The organism is Paraburkholderia nodosa DSM 21604, from assembly GCF_000519185.1.
GTDB lineage: Bacteria > Pseudomonadota > Gammaproteobacteria > Burkholderiales > Burkholderiaceae > Paraburkholderia > Paraburkholderia nodosa.
Genome location: NZ_JAFA01000027.1, coordinates 67113 through 89642, shown reverse-complemented (window position 1 = coordinate 89642; position 22530 = coordinate 67113). Strand labels below are relative to the sequence as shown.

General features: G+C 66.7%; 21 protein-coding genes. 2 read left to right on the top strand and 19 right to left on the bottom strand.

The window, feature by feature from the left end; all coding sequences use genetic code 11:
- Positions 1–18: 18 nt before the first annotated feature.
- The 10 genes from A3CW_RS0130895 to mltG form a co-directional block, all read right to left on the bottom strand.
- Entirely contained in the window at positions 19–1086 is a 1068-nt protein-coding gene (locus A3CW_RS0130895) for a glycosyltransferase family 4 protein (protein ID WP_028207013.1), read from the bottom strand.
- 253 nt (positions 1087–1339) lie between these two features.
- Positions 1340–2506: an AAA family ATPase gene (locus tag A3CW_RS0130890; RefSeq protein ID WP_028207012.1), complete on the bottom strand. Its 1167-nt coding sequence runs from the start codon at positions 2504–2506 to the stop codon at positions 1340–1342.
- A 103-nt stretch (positions 2507–2609) separates the two neighbouring features.
- On the bottom strand, positions 2610–4016 hold the full coding sequence (gene otsA / locus A3CW_RS0130885; protein ID WP_028207011.1) for an alpha,alpha-trehalose-phosphate synthase (UDP-forming): 1407 nt from the start codon (positions 4014–4016) through the stop codon (positions 2610–2612).
- 45 nt (positions 4017–4061) lie between these two features.
- Positions 4062–5369, bottom strand: coding sequence for a mechanosensitive ion channel family protein (locus A3CW_RS48085; RefSeq protein ID WP_081771884.1), 1308 nt, complete (start codon positions 5367–5369; stop codon positions 4062–4064).
- A 205-nt stretch (positions 5370–5574) separates the two neighbouring features.
- Positions 5575–5937, bottom strand: a complete 363-nt coding sequence (locus A3CW_RS0130875; RefSeq protein ID WP_028207010.1) for a Rap1a/Tai family immunity protein — start codon at positions 5935–5937, stop codon at positions 5575–5577.
- 85 nt (positions 5938–6022) lie between these two features.
- Positions 6023–6748: an ankyrin repeat domain-containing protein gene (locus A3CW_RS48080; RefSeq protein WP_051481823.1), complete on the bottom strand. Its 726-nt coding sequence runs from the start codon at positions 6746–6748 to the stop codon at positions 6023–6025.
- A gap of 67 nt (positions 6749–6815) precedes the next feature.
- A complete protein-coding gene (locus A3CW_RS0130865; RefSeq protein WP_028207009.1) occupies positions 6816–7601 on the bottom strand; it encodes a TatD family hydrolase in 786 nt (261 codons plus the stop codon).
- 53 nt (positions 7602–7654) lie between these two features.
- Positions 7655–8698, bottom strand: a complete 1044-nt coding sequence (locus A3CW_RS0130860; RefSeq protein ID WP_028207008.1) for a DNA polymerase III subunit delta' — start codon at positions 8696–8698, stop codon at positions 7655–7657.
- An 87-nt stretch (positions 8699–8785) separates the two neighbouring features.
- On the bottom strand, positions 8786–9406 hold the full coding sequence (gene tmk / locus A3CW_RS0130855; protein ID WP_028207007.1) for a dTMP kinase: 621 nt from the start codon (positions 9404–9406) through the stop codon (positions 8786–8788).
- A complete protein-coding gene (gene mltG, locus A3CW_RS0130850) occupies positions 9407–10417 on the bottom strand; it encodes an endolytic transglycosylase MltG (RefSeq protein ID WP_028207006.1) in 1011 nt (336 codons plus the stop codon).
- A gap of 77 nt (positions 10418–10494) precedes the next feature.
- Here mltG and ygfZ point away from each other — a divergent pair, with 77 nt between their 5' ends.
- Both ygfZ and A3CW_RS0130840 read left to right on the top strand, forming a co-directional pair.
- Positions 10495–11514: a CAF17-like 4Fe-4S cluster assembly/insertion protein YgfZ gene (gene ygfZ / locus A3CW_RS0130845; RefSeq protein ID WP_028207005.1), complete on the top strand. Its 1020-nt coding sequence runs from the start codon at positions 10495–10497 to the stop codon at positions 11512–11514.
- A 91-nt stretch (positions 11515–11605) separates the two neighbouring features.
- Positions 11606–12460, top strand: a complete 855-nt coding sequence (locus tag A3CW_RS0130840; RefSeq protein WP_028207004.1) for an NRDE family protein — start codon at positions 11606–11608, stop codon at positions 12458–12460.
- A 7-nt stretch (positions 12461–12467) separates the two neighbouring features.
- Here the strand turns inward: A3CW_RS0130840 and A3CW_RS0130835 are convergent, their stop codons facing one another.
- From A3CW_RS0130835 to A3CW_RS0130795, 9 genes are all read right to left on the bottom strand, one after another.
- On the bottom strand, positions 12468–13430 hold the full coding sequence (locus A3CW_RS0130835) for an alpha/beta hydrolase (protein ID WP_028207003.1): 963 nt from the start codon (positions 13428–13430) through the stop codon (positions 12468–12470).
- Positions 13431–13453: 23 nt separating this feature from the next.
- The gene (locus A3CW_RS0130830; protein WP_028207002.1) at positions 13454–14335 is read right to left on the bottom strand and encodes an SDR family oxidoreductase; all 882 of its coding nucleotides are present in this window, start codon (positions 14333–14335) and stop codon (positions 13454–13456) included.
- Between the two features lie 88 nt (positions 14336–14423).
- Positions 14424–15422 carry an NADP-dependent oxidoreductase gene (locus A3CW_RS0130825; protein ID WP_028207001.1) on the bottom strand — a complete coding sequence of 333 codons (999 nt, stop codon included), beginning with the start codon at positions 15420–15422 and terminating at the stop codon, positions 14424–14426.
- A gap of 110 nt (positions 15423–15532) precedes the next feature.
- On the bottom strand, positions 15533–16060 hold the full coding sequence (locus A3CW_RS0130820; protein ID WP_081771883.1) for a PaaI family thioesterase: 528 nt from the start codon (positions 16058–16060) through the stop codon (positions 15533–15535).
- 8 nt (positions 16061–16068) lie between these two features.
- Positions 16069–16371, bottom strand: a complete 303-nt coding sequence (locus A3CW_RS0130815; RefSeq protein WP_028206999.1) for a Dabb family protein — start codon at positions 16369–16371, stop codon at positions 16069–16071.
- A 174-nt stretch (positions 16372–16545) separates the two neighbouring features.
- Positions 16546–17724, bottom strand: a complete 1179-nt coding sequence (locus A3CW_RS0130810) for an acetyl-CoA C-acyltransferase (RefSeq protein WP_028206998.1) — start codon at positions 17722–17724, stop codon at positions 16546–16548.
- Positions 17725–17777: 53 nt separating this feature from the next.
- Positions 17778–18413, bottom strand: coding sequence for a bifunctional nicotinamidase/pyrazinamidase (gene pncA / locus A3CW_RS0130805; protein WP_028206997.1), 636 nt, complete (start codon positions 18411–18413; stop codon positions 17778–17780).
- Positions 18414–18459: 46 nt separating this feature from the next.
- Positions 18460–20541: a 3-hydroxyacyl-CoA dehydrogenase NAD-binding domain-containing protein gene (locus tag A3CW_RS0130800; RefSeq protein WP_028206996.1), complete on the bottom strand. Its 2082-nt coding sequence runs from the start codon at positions 20539–20541 to the stop codon at positions 18460–18462.
- 245 nt (positions 20542–20786) lie between these two features.
- Positions 20787–22475, bottom strand: coding sequence for a 3-(methylthio)propionyl-CoA ligase (locus A3CW_RS0130795; protein ID WP_028206995.1), 1689 nt, complete (start codon positions 22473–22475; stop codon positions 20787–20789).
- Positions 22476–22530 lie beyond the last annotated feature (55 nt).

Below are 22530 nucleotides of genomic sequence, written 5' to 3'. Positions count from 1 at the left end.
GCGCGAGCGTCCGCGTGCTCAGCTCGCGGACGTATCGATCACCTTGAAGCGCGAGCGCTTGTTCGCGCGAATCACCGCCTCATACGCCTGCACGTACTCCTGCGCCATGCGGTGCGAGGTGAAACGCTCTTCGAAGCGGCGCCGCACGCCGGCGCGCGGAACGCGCGCGATGCGGTTCACCGCCGCCACGGCGCCGATCTCGTCCTCGACGATAAAGCCCGTCACGCCCTCTTCCACCACCTCCGGCACCGCGCCGCGATTGAACGCGATCACCGGCGTGCCGCACGCCATCGCCTCGATCATCACGAGGCCGAACGGCTCCGGCCAGTCGATCGGGAACAGCAGCGCATGGGCGCCGGAGAGGAATTCGGCCTTCTGGCTATCGTTGATCTCGCCCACGTACTCGACGTGCGGCAGCGCAAGCAACGGCTTGATGTCGCGCTCGAAATACTCGCGGTCGGCTTCGTCGACCTTCGCGGCGATCCGGATGGGCAGCCCGCAGCGCCCGGCAATGCGTATCGCCGTGTCGACGCGTTTTTCAGGCGAAATACGGCCGAGAAACGCAAGATAGCGCGGCTCGACGGGCTGCGGCGTGTAGAGCGCCTCGGGCAGGCCGTGGTAGACGGTGCGCAGCCAGCGCGCCTGCGGCATGGGCTGGCGCTGTGCATTCGAGATCGAGATGACGGGCGCGGTGTTGAACGTATCGAAGACCGGCTGCTGCTCGGGCAGGTCGAGACGGCCATGCAGCGTCGTCACGAACGGCGTTTCCTGGCGCTTGAACACCGAAAACGAGTAGTAGTCCATATGGAAATGCAACACGTCGAACTGGTCGGCCTGGCGGCGCACCATTTCCATGAGGAGCATGTGCGGTGCAATGCGGTCGCGGATGCCGGGGTCGAGCCGCAGCGCACGGGGCCACACGGGCTCGAGCTTCGCGCTCGTGAGCGAATCGCCGCTCGCGAACAGCGTGACGTCGTGCCCGAGTTCGACCAGCGCTTCGGTGATATACGACACGGCGCGCTCGGTGCCGCCATAGAGCTTCGGCGGGACCGATTCGGTCAGCGGGGCGATCTGCGCAATTCTCATCGAGTCTCTCCAGGAAACGGGGCCGCGTTGCCCGTTCTTGCGGTGCCGGTCATTCTAAGCCAGGCGTCCGGCGCTCCGGGCTTCCTTCGGGTTAGCACGGATTCGCATCGATTCATGCGGGGTCGGGTCCTGGCGGCCAGCGGCGACGCAGCAGTTGTCCCATTATTCGGCAAGCCGGGCGCGCGCGCCGCCAGTCTTTCAATTTCTATACGGTGTTACATGCCGAAACAACCCCTGCGTTTGCCCTACCGGCCTACCTGGCGGGCCATTTCCAGGCCGGCACCTCGAGCGTGTCCGGATCGGCGAACCCGGTTGCGCCGAGGCGCCGTTCGAGCACGACCGACTGGCTGCCGGCCTCGCGCTCCAGCGCCGCCACGAGCCGCGCCGCGTGCGAGACGACGATGACCTGCGAGTGCAGCGACGCCCGCGCGATGAGCCGCGCGAGCGACGGCAGCAGGTCCGGATGCAGGCTCGTCTCGGGCTCGTCGAGCACCAGCAGGCCGGGCGGCCGCGGGCTCAGCAGCGCCGCCGCGAGCAGCAGGTAGCGCAAGGTGCCGTCCGACAGTTCCGCGCCGCGCAGCGGCCGCAATAGCCCCTCCTGGCGCAGCGCCACCTCGAAACGGCCTTCGTGATTCACGATTTCGACGCGCGCGCCCGGAAAGGCGTCGCCGATGGCGGTATCGAGCGCCTCGCCGTCGCCGATCTCGCGGATCGTCTGCAGCGCGGCGGCGAGGTTTGCGCCGTCGTCGGCGAGCACTGGCGAATGTGTGCCGATCTGCACCTGGCGCGCGCTCGCGTGCTCGTCCGTGCGGAAGTGGTCGTAGAAGCGCCACGAGCGAATCTGCTCGCGCACGGCGATCATTTCGGGCGCGCTGCGCGGGTCGGCGTACTCGGTCATCATGCTGTCGAAGCTCGCCACGGGCTGCGCGAGTGTCGTCCACTCGCCCGAGGCGTCGCGGATGCGGATCATCGGCCCCTGGCGGTCCACGAGCAACGCTGAGGGCCGCAGGATCGGCCCGCTCCAGATGCACTCGCGTTTGATCACCGGGTCGAGCGAAAACTGCGAAGTGGACGAAGGCAGCGGCAATCCCAGATCGATCGCGTAACCGAAGGCGTCGCCCGCGAAGCCCAGGCGCAGGCTCACCGCATCCTTGCGCACCGTGCCCTGTACCGCGTATTCCCCCGCCGCGACCGCGCGCGAGAAGCGCTCCGGGCCCGCCCACAGCGTGGATTGCAGGCCGCCCTCGCGCGCCAGCGACGGAATCACGCCGCCGCGCGCGGTGAGCGCTAGCAGACGCAACGCGCGATAGAGATTCGACTTGCCACTGCCGTTCGGACCGGTCACGACATTGAGCGCACCGAGCGGCACGATAAGCTCGCGCAGCGAGCGGTAGTTGGCGATTGCGAGTGTAGTCAGCATGGAGGTGCGCGGGGTTGCGTGGCAGTTGCGCGGCGGGTGCCTGGATCAGCCACGCATCATACGCAATCGTGCCGGCGCGCGAACCGCCTATGCCCGGTATCGATCAGCGCGGCTGGGGCACCGCCGCGAGATCGCGCAGGAAGGTGTCTCGCCAGACGCCGAGATCGTTGCGTCTGAGCGCCTCCATGTTGGTCTGGTAGCGCGCCTGGCGCTCTTCGAGCGGCATCGAGAGCGCGCGTTCCAGCGCCTCCGACATGCCGGTCGCATCATGAGGATTCACGAGCAATGCGCCCGAGAGTTCGGCCGCCGCGCCCGCGAAGATCGACAGCACGAGCACGCCCGGATCGTTCGGATTCTGCGCGGCCACATACTCCTTGGCGACGAGGTTCATGCCGTCGTGCAGCGGCGTCACGTAGCCGATCTGCGACTCGCGAAAGAGCGACATCAGCTTCCAGCGGTCGTACTGCTGGCTCAGATAGCGGATCGGCGTGTAATCGAGGCCCGAGTAGCGGCCGTTGATGCGCCCGGCCTCGCGCTCCAGCTCCTCGCGTATCACCTTGTAGCTCGCGACATCCGAGCGTGTCGGCGGCGCGATCTGCACGAGCGTGACCTTGCCGCGCCATTCGGGCGACGTTTCCAGCAACTGCTCGAACGCATGGAAACGCTCGACGAGACCCTTCGAATAGTCGAGCCGGTCCACGCTCATGATGAGCTTGCGCCCTTCCAGACTCTGCTTGAGGTCGAGCACGTGCTGGCGGCTTTCATAACGTGCGGCCTGCTCGGCGATCTCGTCCGGAAACACGCCGATGCGGTAGACCCCCGTGCGCAGCTTGCGGCCATACGCCTCGACCTCGCCGTGCTCCGGATTGCCGACGCGCTCGCTGACCTTGCCGCGCGCCTCGCGCGCGATGTAGTCGTGGAACGCCTGCTGGTCGTTCTGCGTCTGGAAGCCTAGCAGGTCATAACAGCACAGCGACCTGACGAGTTCGTCGTGCGGCGGAATGGTCTGCAGCACCTGCGGTGAAGGAAACGGAATATGCAGGAAAAAGCCGATGCGGTTGCGCACGCCTTCCGAGCGCAGCGCCTCGGCGAACGGAATCAGGTGATAGTCGTGGACCCAGATGTTGTCGTCCGGGTGGACCAGCTTCATGAGCTTGTGCGCGAGCCACGCGTTCACGCGGCGGTAGCCCGCGTATTCGTCGCGCTCGTAGCGCGCGAGGTCGTTGCGGTAGTGGAAGACCGGCCAGAGCGTGGCGTTCGAGAATCCGCGGTAGTACTGATCGTAGTCCTTGCGCGTGAGGCCGACGGTCGCAAAGGTGACGTGGCCTTCTTCGACGAGCGTCGGCCCCGCGTTCGCCACCGTCTCGCTCACCACGTCGCCGCTCCAGCCGAACCACACGCCGCCCGCGTCCTTCAGCGCGCCGAATACGCCGACTGCGAGGCCGCCTGCCGAGCCCTTGGTCTCCGTCGGCGTCGCCACGCGGTTCGAGACGACTATCAGTCTGCCCATCTTGCTGTTCCTCCTCCTTTCCCTCACGACCGCTATCAGCGGTTATCAACTATTGGCGCGGCGGCTTTCAGTTGCCGGCTCGCGGGCGTCATTGGCTTGCGCTGCGTCCTCTCCCTTAGCCGCTTCGGACGCCGGCCGCACCGGGCGGTGCGTCTCCAGCTCCTCGCCGTCCCCCGGCACGCGCGTGCCCGTCACGGGATCCGCCTCAGTATGTGCCGCCGTGCTCGCCGCCGCCTGCCGCGCCGGGCGCCGTACGAAGGACGGCAGTTCCCCGGTGCTGCTTTCGAGCTCCGCCGAAACCTCGGCGCGTGCGCGCGGCAGGAACTGCGGATAGTGCTCGTTGACGAAATCGAGCAGCCCTTCGCGCACGCGGCAGCGCAAATCGAAGTTCAGGCCCGAGTCGCGCGAACTCACCAGCACGCGCACCTGCATCGCGCGCTCGTTGGCGTCGGTGACCTGTAAAACCTGCACGCGGCGGTCCCATTCGGGCGCGCCGTCGACGATGCGCGCGAGCGCCTCGCGCAGCGGCGCGAGCGGCATGCGGTAGTCGAGCCACAGAAACACCGTGCCGATGATCTGCGAGCTGCTGCGCGTCCAGTTCGCGAACGGATTCTCGATGAACCACTGCAGCGGCACGATGAGCCGCCGCTGGTCCCAGATCCGCACCGAAACATAGGTGCCGGTAATTTCCTCGATGCGCCCCCACTCGCCCTGGATCACGACCACGTCGTCGAGCCGGATCGGCTGCGAGAGCGCGATCTGCAAACCGGCAATCAGATTCCCTAGCACGGGGCGTGCCGCGATACCGGCAACGAGACCGGCAACACCAGCCGAAGCCAGCAGGCTCGCGCCGATCTGCCTCACGTTCGGGAAGGTCATGAGCGCCGAGCCCACGCCCACGATGATGATGAGCACCATCACCGTGCGCGCGAGCACGCGGGCCTGAGTGTGGATGCGGCGGGCCTGGAGGTTGTCGGCGATGTCGAGCGGATGGGCGGCGATGATGGCCTCGCCAATCGCCGCCGCGCAGCGCACTGAAAGCCAGGTGATCGCGGCGATCAGCGCGAACGCGCACAGCTCGCGCAGACCGCCGATGTGCCGGAGCGTATCGGGCGCCTGCCACCAGACGAATTCGATCGCGAGAATGGCGAGCACGGCGAGCGCCGGCTTGCGGATATGGCGCAGGAACACGCTGACGCGCGGATACGGGCGTGCGACGCGCAGCAAGACGCGTCCGCCGACCCAGTGCAGGCCGAACGCGAAAACGAGCGCGAGCGCGCTCACGAGCAACGTGCCGAGCCAGTCCTGCAGCGGCGCGTCGGTGAAACGGGAGAGATCGTCGAGTGTCGGCATCTGCGGCCAGTTCCTCCTGAGCATCCTGAGCAAAGGGCGACGCCTGGAAACGGCACGGGCGCAGGCCCGCGGACGGCCACGGCGATGGTGACAGCTGGCCTCGCTGCGGCTTCGAAGATGAACGGCGCGGCGGTGGTCGGTGCCGCGCCGTGGTTCCAGCTATGTCTATCTACGCGCTACGGGTTACGACTTGAACCCGCCGGCTTCAACTGCCGTTGCCGGTCTTGCAGGGAAACGCCTTGCCCAGCCCGAGCGAAATGGCGGTACTGGCGTTGTAGCCGGCCACGTTCGGGTTGTCGGCGATGTACTTGCGCACCGCGTCGGTGAGTTGCGCCGAGCGCGCATCGGGCGGCAGGCAGAAGTATTGACCCACGCGCGGTCCGGTAGTGCCGCCGATGGCGTCGATGGTGTTGAAGATGCCGTCCGCGGCACCTTCGATATAGGCAGCGCACGCGCTGCGCGAAGCCACATCCGTCTTCGTGCAGAGCCGGTTGAGGTCGCTTGCCGTGAATGCGAAAGCGGAGAGCGGCAACGCCATCGCGCCCGCACAGATCAGAACCCGCAGCATGGTTCTCCTTGAGTTGTCGTGGGGAGCGGCGCATCTAGCGCCGCCGGGCGGCCGCGTTGGTCCAGTGCGGCCGTCTTCATCCCCATTATTTTGCACTGTTTTGCGGCGCTGCCGGGCTCGCCGTGGAGAGGCCAGCCTGGGTCATGCGCGCCGTGAGGTCCTTGATCGCGTCCGGCGCCTTGTACTGGCGCGCGAAATCGAGCGCCGTCATGCCGATCTGGTTCTTCGCGCCAAGCGTCGCGCCGTGCTCGAGCAGCATCTGGAGCGTCGTGAGATGGTCGCCGCGCGCGGCCATCATGAGCGGCGTCGTGCCGTTGGGCGACAGCGCGTTGACGTCGGCCGAATAGCCGATCAGCAGCTTCGCGACGTCGTCGTTGCCGTTCGCGGCGGCGTAGTGCAGCGGCGTCCAGCCCTTCTTGTTGACCTCGGCGCCCTTGGTGATGAGGAGCTTCACGAAGTCCACGTCTCCGTTGAGCGAGGCGAGCATCAGCGCGTTTTCGCCAGCGCGGTCTTCGGCGGCGATGTTCGTCTTCGGGTTGTCGAGCAGCAGCGCCCCGACCTTGTCGGACTTCTCGCGCGCGGCGAGCACGAGGAGCGGCATGCCCTGGTCGTCGGTGGCGTTCGGGTCCATGCCGCCCGCGAGCGCTTTTTGCACGCCCTTGTCGTCGTCGAACTTGACGCTCTTGACGAGCGAGTCCATCGGAGCGGCATGCGCCGCGGCGCCGAACAGGGTGGCGGCGACGCCGAGCACGAGCGCGGCGGCAGTACGGCGAACAGGGTTGGCGGCGTGCGGGAGCGGTTTCGAGTTCATGTCAAGCCTTAACGTTATCTGCTATCTCGTTGATATTTACCATCATTGACAGCATGCGGTTCGCGATTCAGGCCTGCGGCTGGATCTTGAAGAGCCGGAAAAAGTTCTGCGTGGTGACAGCGCCAAGTTCGGCGTCCGGCAATCCGCGTTGCTGTGCAATAAATCTTCCGACATGGCTCACGTACGCAGGTTCATTGGGTTTGCCACGAAATGGCACTGGCGCGAGGTACGGCGAATCGGTTTCGATCAAAAGGCGCTCGATCGGCACGCGACGCGACACCTCCTGCACATCGGTCGCGCTCTTGAACGTCACGATGCCCGAAAGCGAGATGTAAAAATTCTGCGCGAGCGCGCGCTCGGCAATCGCCCACGGCTCCGTGAAGCAATGCATCACGCCGCCCGGTTCGCCCGCGCGCTCTTCTTCCATGATGCGCAGGGTGTCGTCCGAAGCGGCTCGCGTATGGACGATGAGCGGCTTACCGGTGGCGTGCGCCGCGCGAATGTGCGTGCGAAAGCGCTCGCGCTGCCATTCCATGTCGGCGATCGTGCGCTCGCCCAGGCGATAGTAATCGAGCCCCGTTTCGCCGATCGCCACCACTTTCGGGTGCTCAGCCAGCTCGACCAGCTCGGCCACCGTCGGCTCGCGCATGTGCTCGTGGTCGGGATGCACACCGACCGACGCATAGACGTTCTCGTAGCGGCTCGCGATATCGAGCACCGAAGGCAGCGTTTCGAGGTCCACCGACACGCACAGCGCGTGCGTGACGGCGTTCGCGCGCATGTTCTCGAGCACCTGCGGGAGGCGGTCGCCGAGGCCCTCGAAGTTGATGTGGCAATGTGAATCGACAAACATGGGTGGTCCTGCGATGGAGGATTCGGGCCTGATCGTGGGCGTCGGCGTGCACGTCAGGCGAACAGTTCACGATAGCCGAGAAAGAGTTCCTCGAACACGAGGCGCGCATTCAGCGGATGGTTTTCCACGGCGCGCTGGCGTGTGACCGTCTTCAGGTAGCGCGCCAGCGCCGCAGCGTCGAGCTTCGCGGCGCAGCGCGCGAGGCCGCCGGCGGCCTGCGGAAAGTAGCGCGGGCGGCCCGCCGTGCGCTCGGCGAGCAGATCGTAGACCCAGCGCTGCAGCCAGCCGAGCACGAGCGGCACCGGCAGCTTTTGCAGCGTCTCGCCGCAGGCAAAGGCGTCGCAGGCGGGGCCCGCCGCGAGCTGGGCCAGGGTCCAGTCGCGCAGCGTGCGGTTTTCGTCGTGCGCGAGCGCGAGCGCCGCGAGGGGCGCGCCGCCGGCTTCGGCGAGCAGCGCCGGCGCGTCGTCCACGCCCTGCTGTGCAAGCCAGGCCGCGGCGGCTTCGGGCGCGGGCGTGCCCATGGGCCACTGGCGGCAGCGGCTGATGATGGTCGGCAGCAGGCGGTCGATGCGCGCCGACACCACGAGGAACACCACGCCTGCGGGCGGCTCTTCGAGCGTCTTCAGCAGCGCGTTCGCGGCGGCGACGTTGAGCGCCTCGGCCGGATACAGCACGACCACGCGCAGGCCGCCGCGGTGCGAGCCCACGCCCGTGAAGCCGAGCAGCGCACGCACTTGCTCGATACGGATTTCCTTGCTTGGCGCGCGGCCCTTCTTGCCCTCTTCGCCGTCGGCCTTGTCCGCCTTTTCGGCTTTGGCGTCATCGTCGCCGGCCTGGCCGATTTCGCCCGCCAAGGCCTCGGGCACGACGATGCGGTAGTCCGGATGATTGCCCTGGACGAACCAGTTGCACGCCGCACAGGCGCCGCATGGCTCGCCGCCCGCCTGCGGCGCTTCGCAGAGCAGCCCCTGCGCGAGATGCTGCGCGAACTGGAGCTTGCCGATGCCCGCCTGGCCATGCAGCAGCAGCGCATGCGGCCAGTGGCTGCGCAGTTGCTGCAGGCGTTGCCAGTCGTCGGTTTGCCAGGGATAGATCATCTTCGGAATCAATCGGTTAAGGGATCTTCAGCAGAATTCACCTGCAGATCGCACAGCCCTATAAGAACGCCAAATATCGCCTTGAAATCAAAGCGCTGCGATCACATGTTCGAGTTTTTTGCGAATCGCATCGATGCCCTGCGACGAATCGACGATCGCGAAACGATACGGCGCCTCTTCGGCGCGGCGCAGGTATTCGGTGCGCGTGCGCTTGAAGAACGCGTCGGATTCGCTTTCGAAGCGATCGGGTTCGCGCGCCGCGCCGCGCCGCTCGCTCGCCGTGTCCGGCGGCAGGTCGAACAGCACCGTCAGGTCCGGCTGGAAACCGCCCTGCACCCAGCGCTCCAGCGTTTCGAGCTTGTCGCGCGGCAACCCGCGGCCGCCACCCTGATAGGCGAAGGTGGCGTCGCTGAAACGGTCGGACAGCACCCAGTCGCCGCGCGCGAGCGCGGGCTCGATCACTTTGGCGAGGTGCTCGCGGCGCGCCGCGAACATCAGGAGCGCTTCGGTTTCGAGGTCCATCGGTTGATGCAGCACGAGTTCCCGGATCGACTCGCCAAGCGGCGTGCCGCCGGGTTCGCGCGTCATGACGACCGTACGTCCTGTCGGCGCGAGTTTCTGGGCGAGCTGATCGCAAAACCAGGCGAGATGCGTGGTCTTGCCCGCGCCGTCGATGCCCTCGAACGTGATGAATCGGCCCCGCGCCATTTAATTTCCCCGGATGTATTTGTCGACGGCCTTGTTGTGGTCGACAAGATTGTCAGAAAAGACGCTGCTGCCGTCGCCGCGCGCCACGAAGTACAGCGCAGCCGTCGATGCCGGATTGAGCGCCGCCTGGATCGCCGCGACGCCGGGCAGTGCAATGGGCGTTGGCGGCAACCCGAGGCGCACGTAGGTATTGTAAAGAGTGTCCGACTGCAGATCGCGCTTGCGCAAATGCCCCGCGTAGTTGTCGCCCAGTCCGTAGATCACGGCCGGATCGGTCTGCAGCGGCATGCCCACTTTCAGGCGGTTCGAGAACACGGCCGCCACGAGCGCGCGGTCGGCGGCGCGGCCCGTCTCCTTTTCGACGAGCGACGCGAGCGTCAGCGCCTCGTAGGGCGACTTCAGCGGCAAGCCGGGCGCACGCGCGGTCCACGCTTCGTTCAGGCGCGTCTGCATCAGACGGTAGGCGCGCCGGTACACGTCGAGATCGCTCGAGCCCTTGTCGAACAGATAGGTGTCGGGGAAAAACAACCCCTCGCCGCTGCCGTTCGGCGCGGGCGGCGCGCCGATCGCCGCGAGCAGTTCGGCGTCGCTCATGCCGGCCGTGTCGTGGCGCAGCGCGGGGTTCGCGTCGAGTTCGGCGCGCATGTGCTTGAAGGTCCAGCCTTCGATGATGGTGGCGACGGACTCGTTCACGTCGCCGAGCGCCATCTTCTGCAGCACGTCATAGGGCGTGATGCCCGCCTTGAACTCGTAGTTGCCCGATTTGAGCTGGCTCTGCAAGCCGAGCACGCGCGTCATGAGCACGAAAAGTTGCGTCTGCACAGGCACGCCGCCGCGCCGCAATTGCAGGGTGACGCTGCGCACGGTGCTGTGCGGCTTGATGGTGACGTCGAGCTGTGGGGCGGCCAGTTCGAGCGGCGTGGTGGCCCAGCGCCATACACCGCCTGCCGCGGCGGCGCCAATCACGACTAGCGCGGCGCCGGCAACAAGGCATTTCTTCAGAAGGGACATGGAAACACGACTCAGGGGGACCTCATATAATAACTGCTTGCCCTCGCTAAAGTCAGGATTGACTGTTCCCCGAATCCATGAACTCACCGCTCGATCCCGCTTCCACGCTTTCCGTTCCTGAATCCACGGCCGACTTCGACGCCGTTCTGAAAGGCGGCGCCTACGCAATCCTGCCGCAGTTCGGCGTGATCGACGCCAATGGCGACGACGCCGCGACCTTCCTGCACAGCCAGCTCACCAACGACGTCCAGCATCTCGACGTGGCCGGCGCGCGCCTCGCGGGCTACTGCTCGCCCAAGGGCCGTCTGCTCGCCTCGTTCCTGACCTGGAAGACCGGCGACACGATCCGTCTCCTGATCTCGAAGGACGTGCAGGCATCGGTGCAAAAACGCCTGTCGATGTTCGTGCTGCGCGCCAAGGCCAAGCTCACCGACGACAGCGACAAGCTGCTCGTGGTGGGCCTCGCCGGCGACGTGCGCGGCGCGCTCGCGAGCGTGTTCGACGCGCTGCCCGACGGCGTGCACGTGAAAGTGGACGACCCCGCGGGCACGCTGATCCGCGTGCCCGACGCGGCCGGCGTGCTGCGTTATCTGTGGGTCGGCCCGAAGGAAGCGGTGCAGGAGCGCCTCGCGAAGCTCGACGGTTTGGTCAAGCGCGTGTCGCCGGCGGTGTGGGACTGGCTCGACATTCGCGCGGGCGAGCCGCGCATCACGCAGGCCGTGAGCGAGCAGTTCGTGCCGCAGATGGTCAACTACGACGTGCTGGGCGGCGTGAACTTCCGCAAGGGCTGCTACCCTGGCCAGGAAATCGTCGCGCGCAGCCAGTATCGCGGCACGATCAAGCGCCGCACCGCGCTCGCCAATGTGGCCGCGAATCTGGACGCCGCACATGCGGGCGCCGAACTCTTTCATTCGGACGACCCGAGCCAGCCGTGCGGCATGGTCGTGAACGCCGCCGCCGCGCCCGAGGGCGGTGTCGATCTGCTCGCCGAGATCAAGCTTGCCGCGCTCGAAACGGGCAGCGTGCATCTCGGCGCTGCGGACGGCCCCGCGCTGCGTGTGTTGCCGCTGCCGTACGCGTTGCCGGCCGAAATTTGACGCTGCGCACCGCGTCCATCGCGCGCGAGGCGCCAGGCGCCTCGCGTTGCGTGGGCGCGGCCCCAGACCCGACCCTGCAAGGGCCAGCTCCATGTGCCTGATCGTGTTCGACTGGCGTCCGCGCGCGAGCGCCGGCACGCTTTTCACGCTCGCGGCGAACCGCGACGAGTTCCTGCGCCGCACCGCCGAGCCGCTGCACTGGTGGGACGCCGCGGACGACGTCACGTCGCCGGGCAGTTCGGCAACGGGCGTGCTGGCGGGCCGCGATCTCGTGGGCGGCGGCACGTGGCTCGGCATGACGCGCAGCGGCCGCTTCGCCGCGCTCACGAACTATCGCGCGCCGAACGACATGCGCCCCGACGCGCCCACGCGCGGCACGCTCGTCTCGCGCTGGCTGACCGGCGCGCAAGGTCTGCCCGATACGCCGGTGGGCTATCTCGACGAGATCGCGCGCTCGGGCGATCTCTACAACGGCTTCAATCTGATCGTCGGCGACTGGACGCGGCGCGAGCTGGCGTGGTACTGCAATCGCGCGGACCGCGCGCCGGCCTTGCTGCCCGAAGGCACGCACGGCATTTCGAATGCCGTGCTCGACACGCCGTGGCCCAAGCTCGTACGCAAGCGCGCGGAACTCGCGCAGCTCGCGACGGGTGACGCGCAAGTCCCACTCGCGCGGCTCGTGGACATGATGCGCGACCCACAGGTCGCGCCCGACCGCGAATTGCCCGCCACGGGCATTTCGCTCGAACGCGAACGCGCGCTTTCCGCGGCATTCATCGAAACGCCCGACTATGGGACGCGCGGCACCACGGCGCTGCGCGTCACGCTGCGCGGCGCCCTGCTGGATGTGGAAGCGCTCGAGCGCAGCGACGACGACGGCGCGCATCGCGTCGTCCGCCCGGGCGCCTTCGAGCGCCACGAGACCTACACCGTCGAAAGAGGCTGAGCGCGTTTCAGTCGCCCGTGCCGAACGCCACGCGCAGCGCGTGGGCGGCCTGCTGCTGTGCGCGCCGCGCCTCGTCGATGAACGCGCCCATCTTGATGAACTCGTGGATCACGCCGTCGTAACGCACGAGCGTGACCTCGTTGCCGGCTTCGCGCAGCTTTTGCGCATAGGCCTCGCCTTCGTCCACGAGCGGATCGAATTCGGCCACGCCGATCCATGCGGCCGCGACGCCGCGAAAATCGGGCTCGCCGCGCGTGCCGTCGAGCGGCGCGAAGCGCCAGTCGTCGCGGTCCGAGTCGTTGCGCACGTAGTGGTCGAAGAACCACTGGATCGTCGGCGCGGTCAGCAAGTGGCCGTCGGCAAGACGCTGGTGCGATTCGCTTTGCTGATGCGCGCTCACCGCCGGATAGAACAGCAGCTGCAGCACCGGCGCGATACCCGCGTCGCGCGCCAGCACCGCGCAGACCGTGGCGAGCGTGCCGCCCGCACTGTCGCCACCCACGGCGAAGCGCGAGGCGTCGAGCGCGTATTCGGCCGCGTGCGCGCGGAGCCACGCGTAGGCGTCGAAGGCGTCATGCACCGCGGTCGGGAAACGATGTTCTGGCGCGAGACGGTAATCCACGGAAAACACGGCGCAGCGCGCGTCGCGCGCGAACATGCGGCAGAGCGCATCGTGCGTGTCGACGCTGCCGATCGTGAAGCCGCCGCCGTGATAGTAGACCAGCACGGGCAGCGGTTCCGCCCAGTGCGGCTCGACCGGCAGATAAAGGCGCGCGCGGATCGTCGCGCCGTCACGCATCGGCACCTGCAGGTCTTCCACGCCATGCATCGGCGCAGACGGGATTTCGAGCACCGACGCGCTCTTTTCATACTCGGCGCGCGCCTGGTGCGCCGTCTGCTCGTGGTAAGGCGCGCGGCCCGTGCGGGCCACCATGTCGAGCACGAGTGCGATCTTCGCGGTGAGTGGCATGGCACGGACCCCGTGCGCCGCGTTTATTGCGGCGCTTTCTTGACTTCAGGTTTGAGCGAGAGCGGATCGGTCGGGTTGCGCAATGTTTCGATGTCCTCATGACGCAACTTCACCGAGGGAAGAATCTGCGGATGCGTGAGGATATAGAAGCGCCCTTCCCGCACGGCGTCGAAGGTCGCCTTCGCGACGTCGTCGGGCGTGAGCTTGCCGGAACGCACCGCGCGCTGCAACTGCAGATCGGCGGCTTGCTGCGAGCGCGTGGGCGGCGCCTGGTTGCGCAGATCGTCGGGGCGGCTGCGTTCGGCGTTCGCAATGCCGGTCGACACGAAGGCCGGACACAGCAGCGAGCAGCTCACCTTGTCGGTCACGTTCTTCAGGTCGTGATAGAGCGTCTCGGTGAGCGAGACCACGGCATGCTTGGACGCGTTGTACACGCCCATGGCGGGCGGCGAAAGCAGCCCCGCTACCGAAGCCGTGTTGACGATATGCGCGCGCTCGCCCTGCGCGAGCATGGCTGGCGTGAAGCTGCGCACGCCGTTGGCCACGCCCATCACGTTCACGCCGAACACCCAGTCCCAATCCTGCGCGCTGCTTTCCCACACGAAGCCGCCGGTGCCGACGCCTGCGTTGTTGAAGAGCAGATGGACTTTGCCATAGGTGTCGAGCGCGGCCTTCGCGAGTGCGTCGACCTGCGCCGCATCGCGCACGTCGGTGCGCACGCCGATGGCCTGCGCGCCGCCTTCGCGCAATGCGTTGACGGTTTCGTCGAGCAGCGTCTGATCGACATCGGCGAGCACGAGCTTCATGCCGAGCGCTGCGGCCTGCTGCGCGAACGCGCGGCCAAAGCCGCTTGCCGCGCCCGTGATGACGGCCACGCGGCCGTCGAACTCAAACGGTTCGGACATTGCGAATCCTGGGGTGAAAATTGCGGTGAATACTGAGCACGGAAAAGCGAAGCGCCCTTTTCGGGCGCTTGCGCTGACAGTGAAACCGTTAGATCAGCTTGACGAGCTGCTTGCCGAAATTCTGGCCTTTGAGCATGCCGAGGAACGCGCTGGGCGCGTTCTCGAGCCCTTCTGCCACGGTCTCGCGATACGCGAGCTGCTGCTTCGCGACCAGCGTACCCAGTTCGGTAAGCGCCTGCGGCCACACTTCCATGTGCTCGCTCACGATGAAGCCCTGCACGAGCAGGCGCTGCGTGAGCAGCAGTTGCGGATACTTGAGCGGCATCGGCTCGCCGTCGTAACCGGCGATCATCCCGCATAGCGCGATGCGGCCGAACGCGTTCATACGCGCGAGCGTAGCGTCGAGCACCGCGCCACCGACGTTCTCGAAGTAGCCGTCCACGCCGTCCGGCGTCGCGGTCTTGAGGTCCTGATAGAGATTGCCGGCCTTGTAATCGACGCATGCGTCGAAGCCGAGCGTATCCACGACATAGCGGCATTTTTCTGCGCCGCCCGCGATACCCACCGCGCGGCAACCCGCGCGCTTCGCGAGCTGGCCGACGACGCTGCCCACCGCGCCGCTCGCCGCGCTCACGACGACGGTTTGCCCTGCCTTCGGCTCGATGATGCGGTTCAGGCCGTACCACGCGGTGACGCCCGGCATGCCCACCGGTCCGAGGTACGCGGAAAGCGGCACATGGGTCGTATCGACGACCCGCAGGTCACTGCCGTCCGAAGTGCCGAACTCCTGCCAGCCGAACATGCCCACGACCTTGTCGCCGACCTTGAACTTCGCGTTGCGCGACTCGACCACCTCGCCCACCGTGCCGCCGATCATCACCGAGTCGAGCGGCTGCGGCGCCGCATACGACTTGCTGTCGTTCATCCGCCCGCGCATGTACGGATCGAGCGAGAGGTAGTGGTTGCGCACGCGCAGCTGGCCCTCTTCGAGCGGTGCGAGCGGCGTTTTGACGAGGCGGAAGTTATCGACGCTCGCGGCGCCTTCCGGGCGCGAAGCGAGCAGGATCTGGCGATTGGTCTGGGTCATGGCGTCCGTGTTGCTTCGTTGGGCGCGGCGAGGCGTTGCACGCCTGCCGCGCGAGAGAACAGCAACCGGGCGCGCACGAGCAAAGCCCTCGCACGCGCCCGATTGCGCGTTTAACCGTCGCTCGGCCCCGGCCGCGCGCTGGGGTCGCTGCGCAGACGCTGACGCGTCACGTCGCGGCCCACTGCAAGCCGGCGCATGTACTTGAAGGTGCCGAGCGCCTTGGCGACGAAATGGCCTTCGCTGTCGCGAATCTCGCCTTCGCAATAGGCCATCGTGGTGGAACGGTGCAGCACGCGGCCGGTGGCGCGCAATTCGCCGCGCCCCGGCTGCATGAAGTTCACTTTCATTTCGACGGTGACGACGCCCACGCCGTCGGCGGCGACGCTGCGCGCCGCCATGGCGAGCGCGATGTCGGCGAGCGTCATCGTGACGCCGCCGTGCGCGACGTCCCACGTATTCAGATGCCGCTCGGCGAGCGGCAGCACGACTTCGCTCGCACCGTCGCGCGCGCTCACGAGTTGCGCGCCGAGATGCTCGACGAACGGACTCTCGATGATCGTGAGCGATGGTTGCGGTTGTCGAGCGTCTTCGCCTTTTGGCGCGCCGCCGCCCTGGGATTGATCTGCGGTACCGGTCATGATGCGTTTCAGACCACGTAATCCACGCACTGGCGCGACTCGACCACGAGCTTCGCGAACTGCTTCACGACGAGATGCTCGGGGTGGTCCTGATAGCCGTCGAGCGCGGCCTGATCGGCGAAGTCGGAAACGAGCACGAGGTCGAACGTGGAAGCGAGGCCCGGGCCGGCCACTCCGACTTCGAGGTGCAGCGTGCCCGGCACGAGATCTCGGCAGGCTTCGAGCAGCGCCTTGAACTTCACGACGTTCTCGGCACGCGTCGCGCCTTCGGCCGACTCCTTGAGCTTCCACATCACGATATGACGAATCACGAACTCACCTCTTTCAGTCTGCATGGGAACAGGCGCCGCACCGTGTGCGCGCCGACAGCCGTCATGATACCCGCAGCGACTCGAGCGCGAGGGCGGCCCGGCGCGCGTAAAGCAGCGGGAAAGCGATGAAATCGTGAGTGCGGCAGCGGGCATGTCCACTGCCGCGCCCTGGCGTCAGACGACTTCGAAGAGGCCGGCAGCGCCCTGCCCGCCGCCGATGCACATCGTCACCACGACGAACTTCGCGCCGCGGCGCTTGCCTTCGATGAGCGCATGGCCCGTGAGGCGAGCGCCCGACACGCCATATGGGTGACCGACGGCAATCGCGCCGCCGTTCACGTTCAGGCGGTCGGCGGGAATGCCGAGCTTGTCGCGGCAATACAGCACCTGCACCGCGAACGCTTCGTTCAGCTCCCACAGGCCGATGTCCTCGACCTTCAGGCCCGTCTGCTTGAGCAGCTTGGGCACGGCGAACACGGGACCGATGCCCATCTCGTCCGGCTCGCAGCCCGCCACGGCGAAGCCTCGGAAGATGCCGAGCGGCTGCAGGCCTTCGCGCTCCGCGACTTTCGCGTTCATGACGACGCAGGCGCTCGCACCGTCCGAGAACTGGCTCGCGTTACCGGCCGTGATGACGCCGCCCGGCATCGCCGTGCGGATTTTCGCAACGCCTTCGAGCGTGGTGTCGGCGCGAATGCCTTCGTCGGCTGCGATCGTCACTTCCTTCGTGACGAGCTGCCCCGTCGCCTTGTCGGCAACCCCGGCGAGCACCGTCATCGGCACGATTTCGTCGTTGAAGAGACCCGCTGCCTGCGCGGCCGCCGCGCGCAACTGCGACTGCACGCCGTACTCGTCCTGGCGTTCCTTCGAGATTTCATAGCGCTTCGCGACGTTCTCGGCCGTTTGCAGCATGCTCCAGTAGATTTCAGGCTTGTGCTGGTTGAGCCAGCCTTCGGCCACCATGTGGCGGTTCATCTCGTTCTGCACGCACGAGATCGATTCCACCCCGCCCGCGACGAACACGTCGCCTTCACCCGCGATCACGCGTTGCGCGGCAAGCGCAATCGTCTGGAGTCCAGACGAACAGAAGCGGTTCACGGTCATGCCCGGCACGCTCACGGGCAGGCCCGCGCGCAGCGCGATCTGGCGCGCGATATTCGCGCCCGTTGCGCCCTCGGGGTTCGCGCAACCCATGATCACGTCTTCCACGCGCGCGGGGTCGATCTTCGCGCGCTCGACGGCGGCTTGCGTCACGTGCCCGCCGAGCGTGGCGCCGTGCGTCATGTTGAAGGCGCCCTTCCAGGATTTGGCGAGGCCCGTGCGGGCGGTCGATACGATTACGGCGTCAGTCATGCGATGTCTCCCACTACGAATATTGAATCCAGAGGATGGCTTTGATTGGACGTTCAGGCGGACAATGCCAGCACCTCGGCCGATTGCGCGCGCTTCACACCGGCGGCCAGCAACTGCTGCCACGCGGCGGCAAGCGAGCCGTTCAGGTCGATGGCGCGCGAGGCGTCTTCGATCAGCACGGTTTCGAAGCCCGCGGTGCGCGCGTCGAGCGCCGACCACGCCACGCAATAGTCGGTCGCGAGGCCGCAGCAGTACACGCGCTTCACGCCCACGTCGCGCAAATAACCCGCGAGGCCCGTGGGCGTCTTGCGGTCGGCTTCGAGAAACGCGGAGTAGCTGTCCACGTCAGCGTGATGGCCCTTGCGGATCACCGCGCGCGCGTGCGGCACGTTCAGGTCGCGATGCAGCGCGGCGCCTTCGGTGCCCTGCACGCAATGCACGGGCCATAGCACCTGCTCGCCGTAGGGCAGCGCCGTCGTCTCGAACGGCGCGCGCCCCGCGTGGTTGGCCGCAAACGAAACGTGCTGCGCCGGGTGCCAGTCCTGCGTGAGCACCACGTGGCTGAAGCCCTGCGCGAGCCGGTTCGCGACCGGCACGACTTCATCGCCATGCGCGACAGCAAGCGCCCCGCCCGGCATGAAGTCGTATTGCAGGTCGATCAGCAGGAGCACGTCGTCTGCGCTTCTCATGATGTTCGTCCGCCTGTTCGTCCGCTTTTGCGTCCGTGAATGATGCTTAGTTGAACGTACCGCCCGTGGCAGCCAGTTCGACGATCGAAGGCGCGACTTCCCACGCCTCGCCATTGCGCTGCTGCGCGTAGCGGCGCATGGCGCGCTCGACGTTGTAGAGGCCGACCGTGTCGGCATACAGCATCGGGCCGCCGCGCCACAGCGGGAAGCCGTAGCCCGTGAGATAGACCATGTCGATGTCCGACGCCTTCGAAGCGATGCCCTCCTCGAGAATCTTCGCGCCTTCGTTGACGAGCGAGAACACGAGACGCTCGACGATTTCCTCGTCGCTGATCTTGCGGCGCTCCACACCGGCTTCCTTCGAGTACGCCACGATCATCTCGTCGACGAGCTTCGACGGCAGTGCGTTGCGCTCGCCCGCCTTGTAGTCGTACCAGCCCGCGCCGGTCTTCTGCCCGAAGCGGCCGGTCTCGCACAGACGGTCGGCGATCTTCGAGTACTTCATGTCCGGGTGTTCCTGATAACGGCGCTTGCGAATGGCCCAGCCAATATCGTTGCCCGCCAGGTCGCTCATGCGGAACGGACCCATCGCGAAGCCGAACTTCTCGATCGCCCGGTCCACTTGCGCGGGCAGCGCGCCTTCTTCGAGCATGTAGAGCGCCTGACGCACGTACTGTTCGATCATGCGGTTGCCGATGAAGCCGTCGCACACGCCCGAAACCACGGCCGTCTTGCGGATCTTCTTCGCGACCTGCATGACGGTGGCGAGCACGTCTTTGCCCGTTTCCTTGCCGCGCACGACTTCGAGCAGCTTCATTACATTGGCAGGACTGAAGAAGTGCAGACCGACCACGTCCTGCGGACGCTTCGTGAACGCCGCGATCTTGTCGACGTCGAGCGTCGAGGTGTTCGAGGCGAGGATCGCGCCAGCCTTGGCGACTTCGTCGAGGCGCTTGAACACCTGCTCCTTCACGCCGAGTTCTTCGAACACGGCTTCGATGATGAGATCGGCTTGCTTGAGGTCGTCGTAGGAGAGCGTCGGGCTGATGAGGGCCATGCGCGCTTCTACCTTCTCCTGCGTGAGCTTGCCCTTCTTGACCTGCGCTTCGTAGTTCTTGCGGATCGTGGCGAGGCCGCGTTCGAGTGCTTCCTGCTTCGTTTCCAGCAGCGTGACCGGCACGCCCGCGTTGAGGAAGTTCATCGTGATGCCGCCGCCCATCGTGCCCGCGCCGATCACCGCGACCTTCTGGATGTCGCGCGTGGGCGTGCTCGACGGCACATCGGGAATCTTGCTCGCGGCGCGCTCGCCGAAGAACGCGTGGCGCAGCGCGCGGCTTTCCGGCGTCTGCACGAGTTCGAGGAAGCATTCGCGCTCAAAGGCGAGGCCCTTTTCGAAGCCCTGCTTCACACCCGCCGCGATGGCGTCGACGCACTTGACCGGCGCGGGGTAGTTCTTCGCCATCGCGCCCACGGTGTTGCGCGAGAACTGCAGGAAGCCTTCGGCGTTCGCATGTTCGATTTTGCGGTGGCGTACGAGCGGATGCGGGCCCGGTTTGTCGGCCGCCTTGCGCGCGAATGCGATCGCCTCGTCGAGCAGGTCGCCTTGCGCCATGGCGTCGAAGAGCCCCGAATTCGCGAGCTTTTCGCTCATCACCGGCGCGCCCGTGACGATCATGTTGAGCGCGGCTTCAAGGCCGATCGCACGCGGCAGACGCTGCGTGCCGCCCGCGCCCGGCAGAATACCGAGCTTCACTTCGGGCAGCGCGATCTGCGCGCCGGGAGCGGCGATGCGGTAGTGCGCGCCGAGCGCCAGTTCGAGACCGCCGCCCATGGCCACGCTGTGGATCGCGGCCACGACCGGCTTCGCGCTTTTTTCGACTTCCTTGATGACGGTGTGGAGCGTGGGCTCCTGCATCGCCTTGGGCGTGTTGAATTCGGTGATATCCGCGCCGCCCGAGAACGCCTTGCCGGCGCCCGTGATCACGATGGCCGCAACGGCCGGATCGATCGCGGCGCGCGCGAGGCCCTCGACAATGCCTGCGCGGGTCGAATGCCCGAGGCCGTTGACGGGCGGATTATTGAGCGTGATGACGGCGACGCCGTCGCGAGTCGTGTAGTCCACTGCCATTTGCCTGCCTCCATGCTTGCGGGCCGCGATGTGCGTCGTCGGTTTCATTGTCCGACATTCCCGGTCAGCAGGCAGAATACCCAAAAAAGAACGTTCGTTCAATTTTTTGCTGCGCTGCGGACGCCAGGGTTTGTACTGAACGTACGAATCTGGCGGGTCGGCGGGCAAAAGTCGGAAGAAAAAAAACGCAGCCAGATGGCTGCGCCGGAGAACCTTGCGCGGCTGCGCGGGCGGCTCGGGGCGGCCTACCCGTGCTTCGCGGCGTCTTGCGCCGGGTCGAACGGACAGCCCTCCACCGCGAGCGCAGTCGGCAGCACGTATGCGCGGAACTGCTCGCGCAGCTTGAGCTTTTGCAGCTTGCCCGTTGCCGTATGGGGCAATTCGTCGACGAACACGGCGTCGTCGGGCAGCCACCACTTCGCGACCTTGCCTTCGAAGTACGCGAGCAGTTCTTCACGCGTGACCGCGGCGCCGGGCTTCTTGACCGCGACGATGAGCGGCCGTTCGGTCCACCGCGGATGCGCGCAGGCAATGCACGCGGCCTCCGCGATGGCCGGATGCGCCACTGCGATGTTTTCCAGGTCGATCGAGCTGATCCACTCGCCGCCCGACTTGATCACGTCCTTGCTGCGGTCGGTAATGTGCAGGAAGCCATCGGGGTCGATCGTGGCGACGTCGCCCGTGGGGAACCAGCCGTCCACGAGCGGCGAGCCGCTTTCCTGGCGGAAATAATGGTCGATCACCCACGGCCCGCGCACGTGCAGGTCGCCGAACGTCACGCCATCCCAAGGCAATTCCCGCCCGTCTTCGCCCACGATCTTCATGTCCACGCCGAAAATCACGCGACCCTGCTTTTCGAGCAGCGCCTGCTGCGCTTCGCGCGGGCGCTCCGACTGCTCCCAGTTGAGCCTCGAGAGCGTGCCGAGCGGCGACATCTCCGTCATGCCCCACGCGTGGATGGTCTGCACGCCGTAGTCGTCTTCGAAGGCTCGTTGTATCGCCGGCGGGCAGGCCGAGCCGCCGACCACGGTGCGCTGGAGTGTGGTAAAACGCACGCCGGCTCCGCGCACATACGCCAGCAAGCCGAGCCAGACCGTGGGCACGCCGGCCGAGGTGGTGACGCCTTCCGCTTCCATGAGTTCGTAGAGCGACTTGCCGTCGAGATCCTTGCCGGGCAGCACGAGTTTCGCGCCCGTGAGCGGTGCCGCATGCGGAATGCCCCATGCGTTCACATGGAACATCGGCACGACCGGCAAGATCGCATCGCGCGCGGAAAGCCCCATTGCGTCGGGCAGCGACGCGCCATACGCATGCAGCACCGACGAGCGGTGGGTGTAGAGCGCGCCTTTCGGGTTGCCCGTGGTGCCGGACGTGTAACAAAGGTTCGAGGCGCTGCGCTCGTCGAGTTCGGGCCACGCGTAGTTGGCGTCCTGCGCGGCGAGCAGCGTTTCGTAGCAGAGCACTTCCGTGCGCATTGGCGGCCGGTGCGACTCGTCGCACAGCGCGACCCAGCCGCGCACGTTCGGGCATTGCGGCGCGAGCGTATCGACGAGCGCGGCGAACGTGATGTCGAACAGGACGTAGCGGTCGTCGGCGTGGTTGACGATCCACGCGATCTGCTCGGGAAAGAGCCGCGGATTGATGGTGTGGCACACGGCGCCGAAACCGGTCACGCCGAAATAGGCTTCGAGGTGCCGGTAGCCGTTCCAGGCCAGCGTGCCGACGCGCTCGCCCGGCGCCACGCCCAGCGCCATGAGCGCCTCGGCAAGCTGCTTCGAGCGCACCTCGCACTCGCGGTACGTGTAACGATGAATATCGCCCTCGACGCGGCGCGAGACGATCTGCGCGCTGCCATGATGGCGCGCCGCATGCGCGATCAACGACGGGAGCGTGAGCGGCACATCCATCATCTGTCCCAGCAGCGGCGCACTCATCGGTAGCGGTCTCCTCGCGTTTGATCGGCGTTCGGTGTCGTTGTCTTTCGCGTAC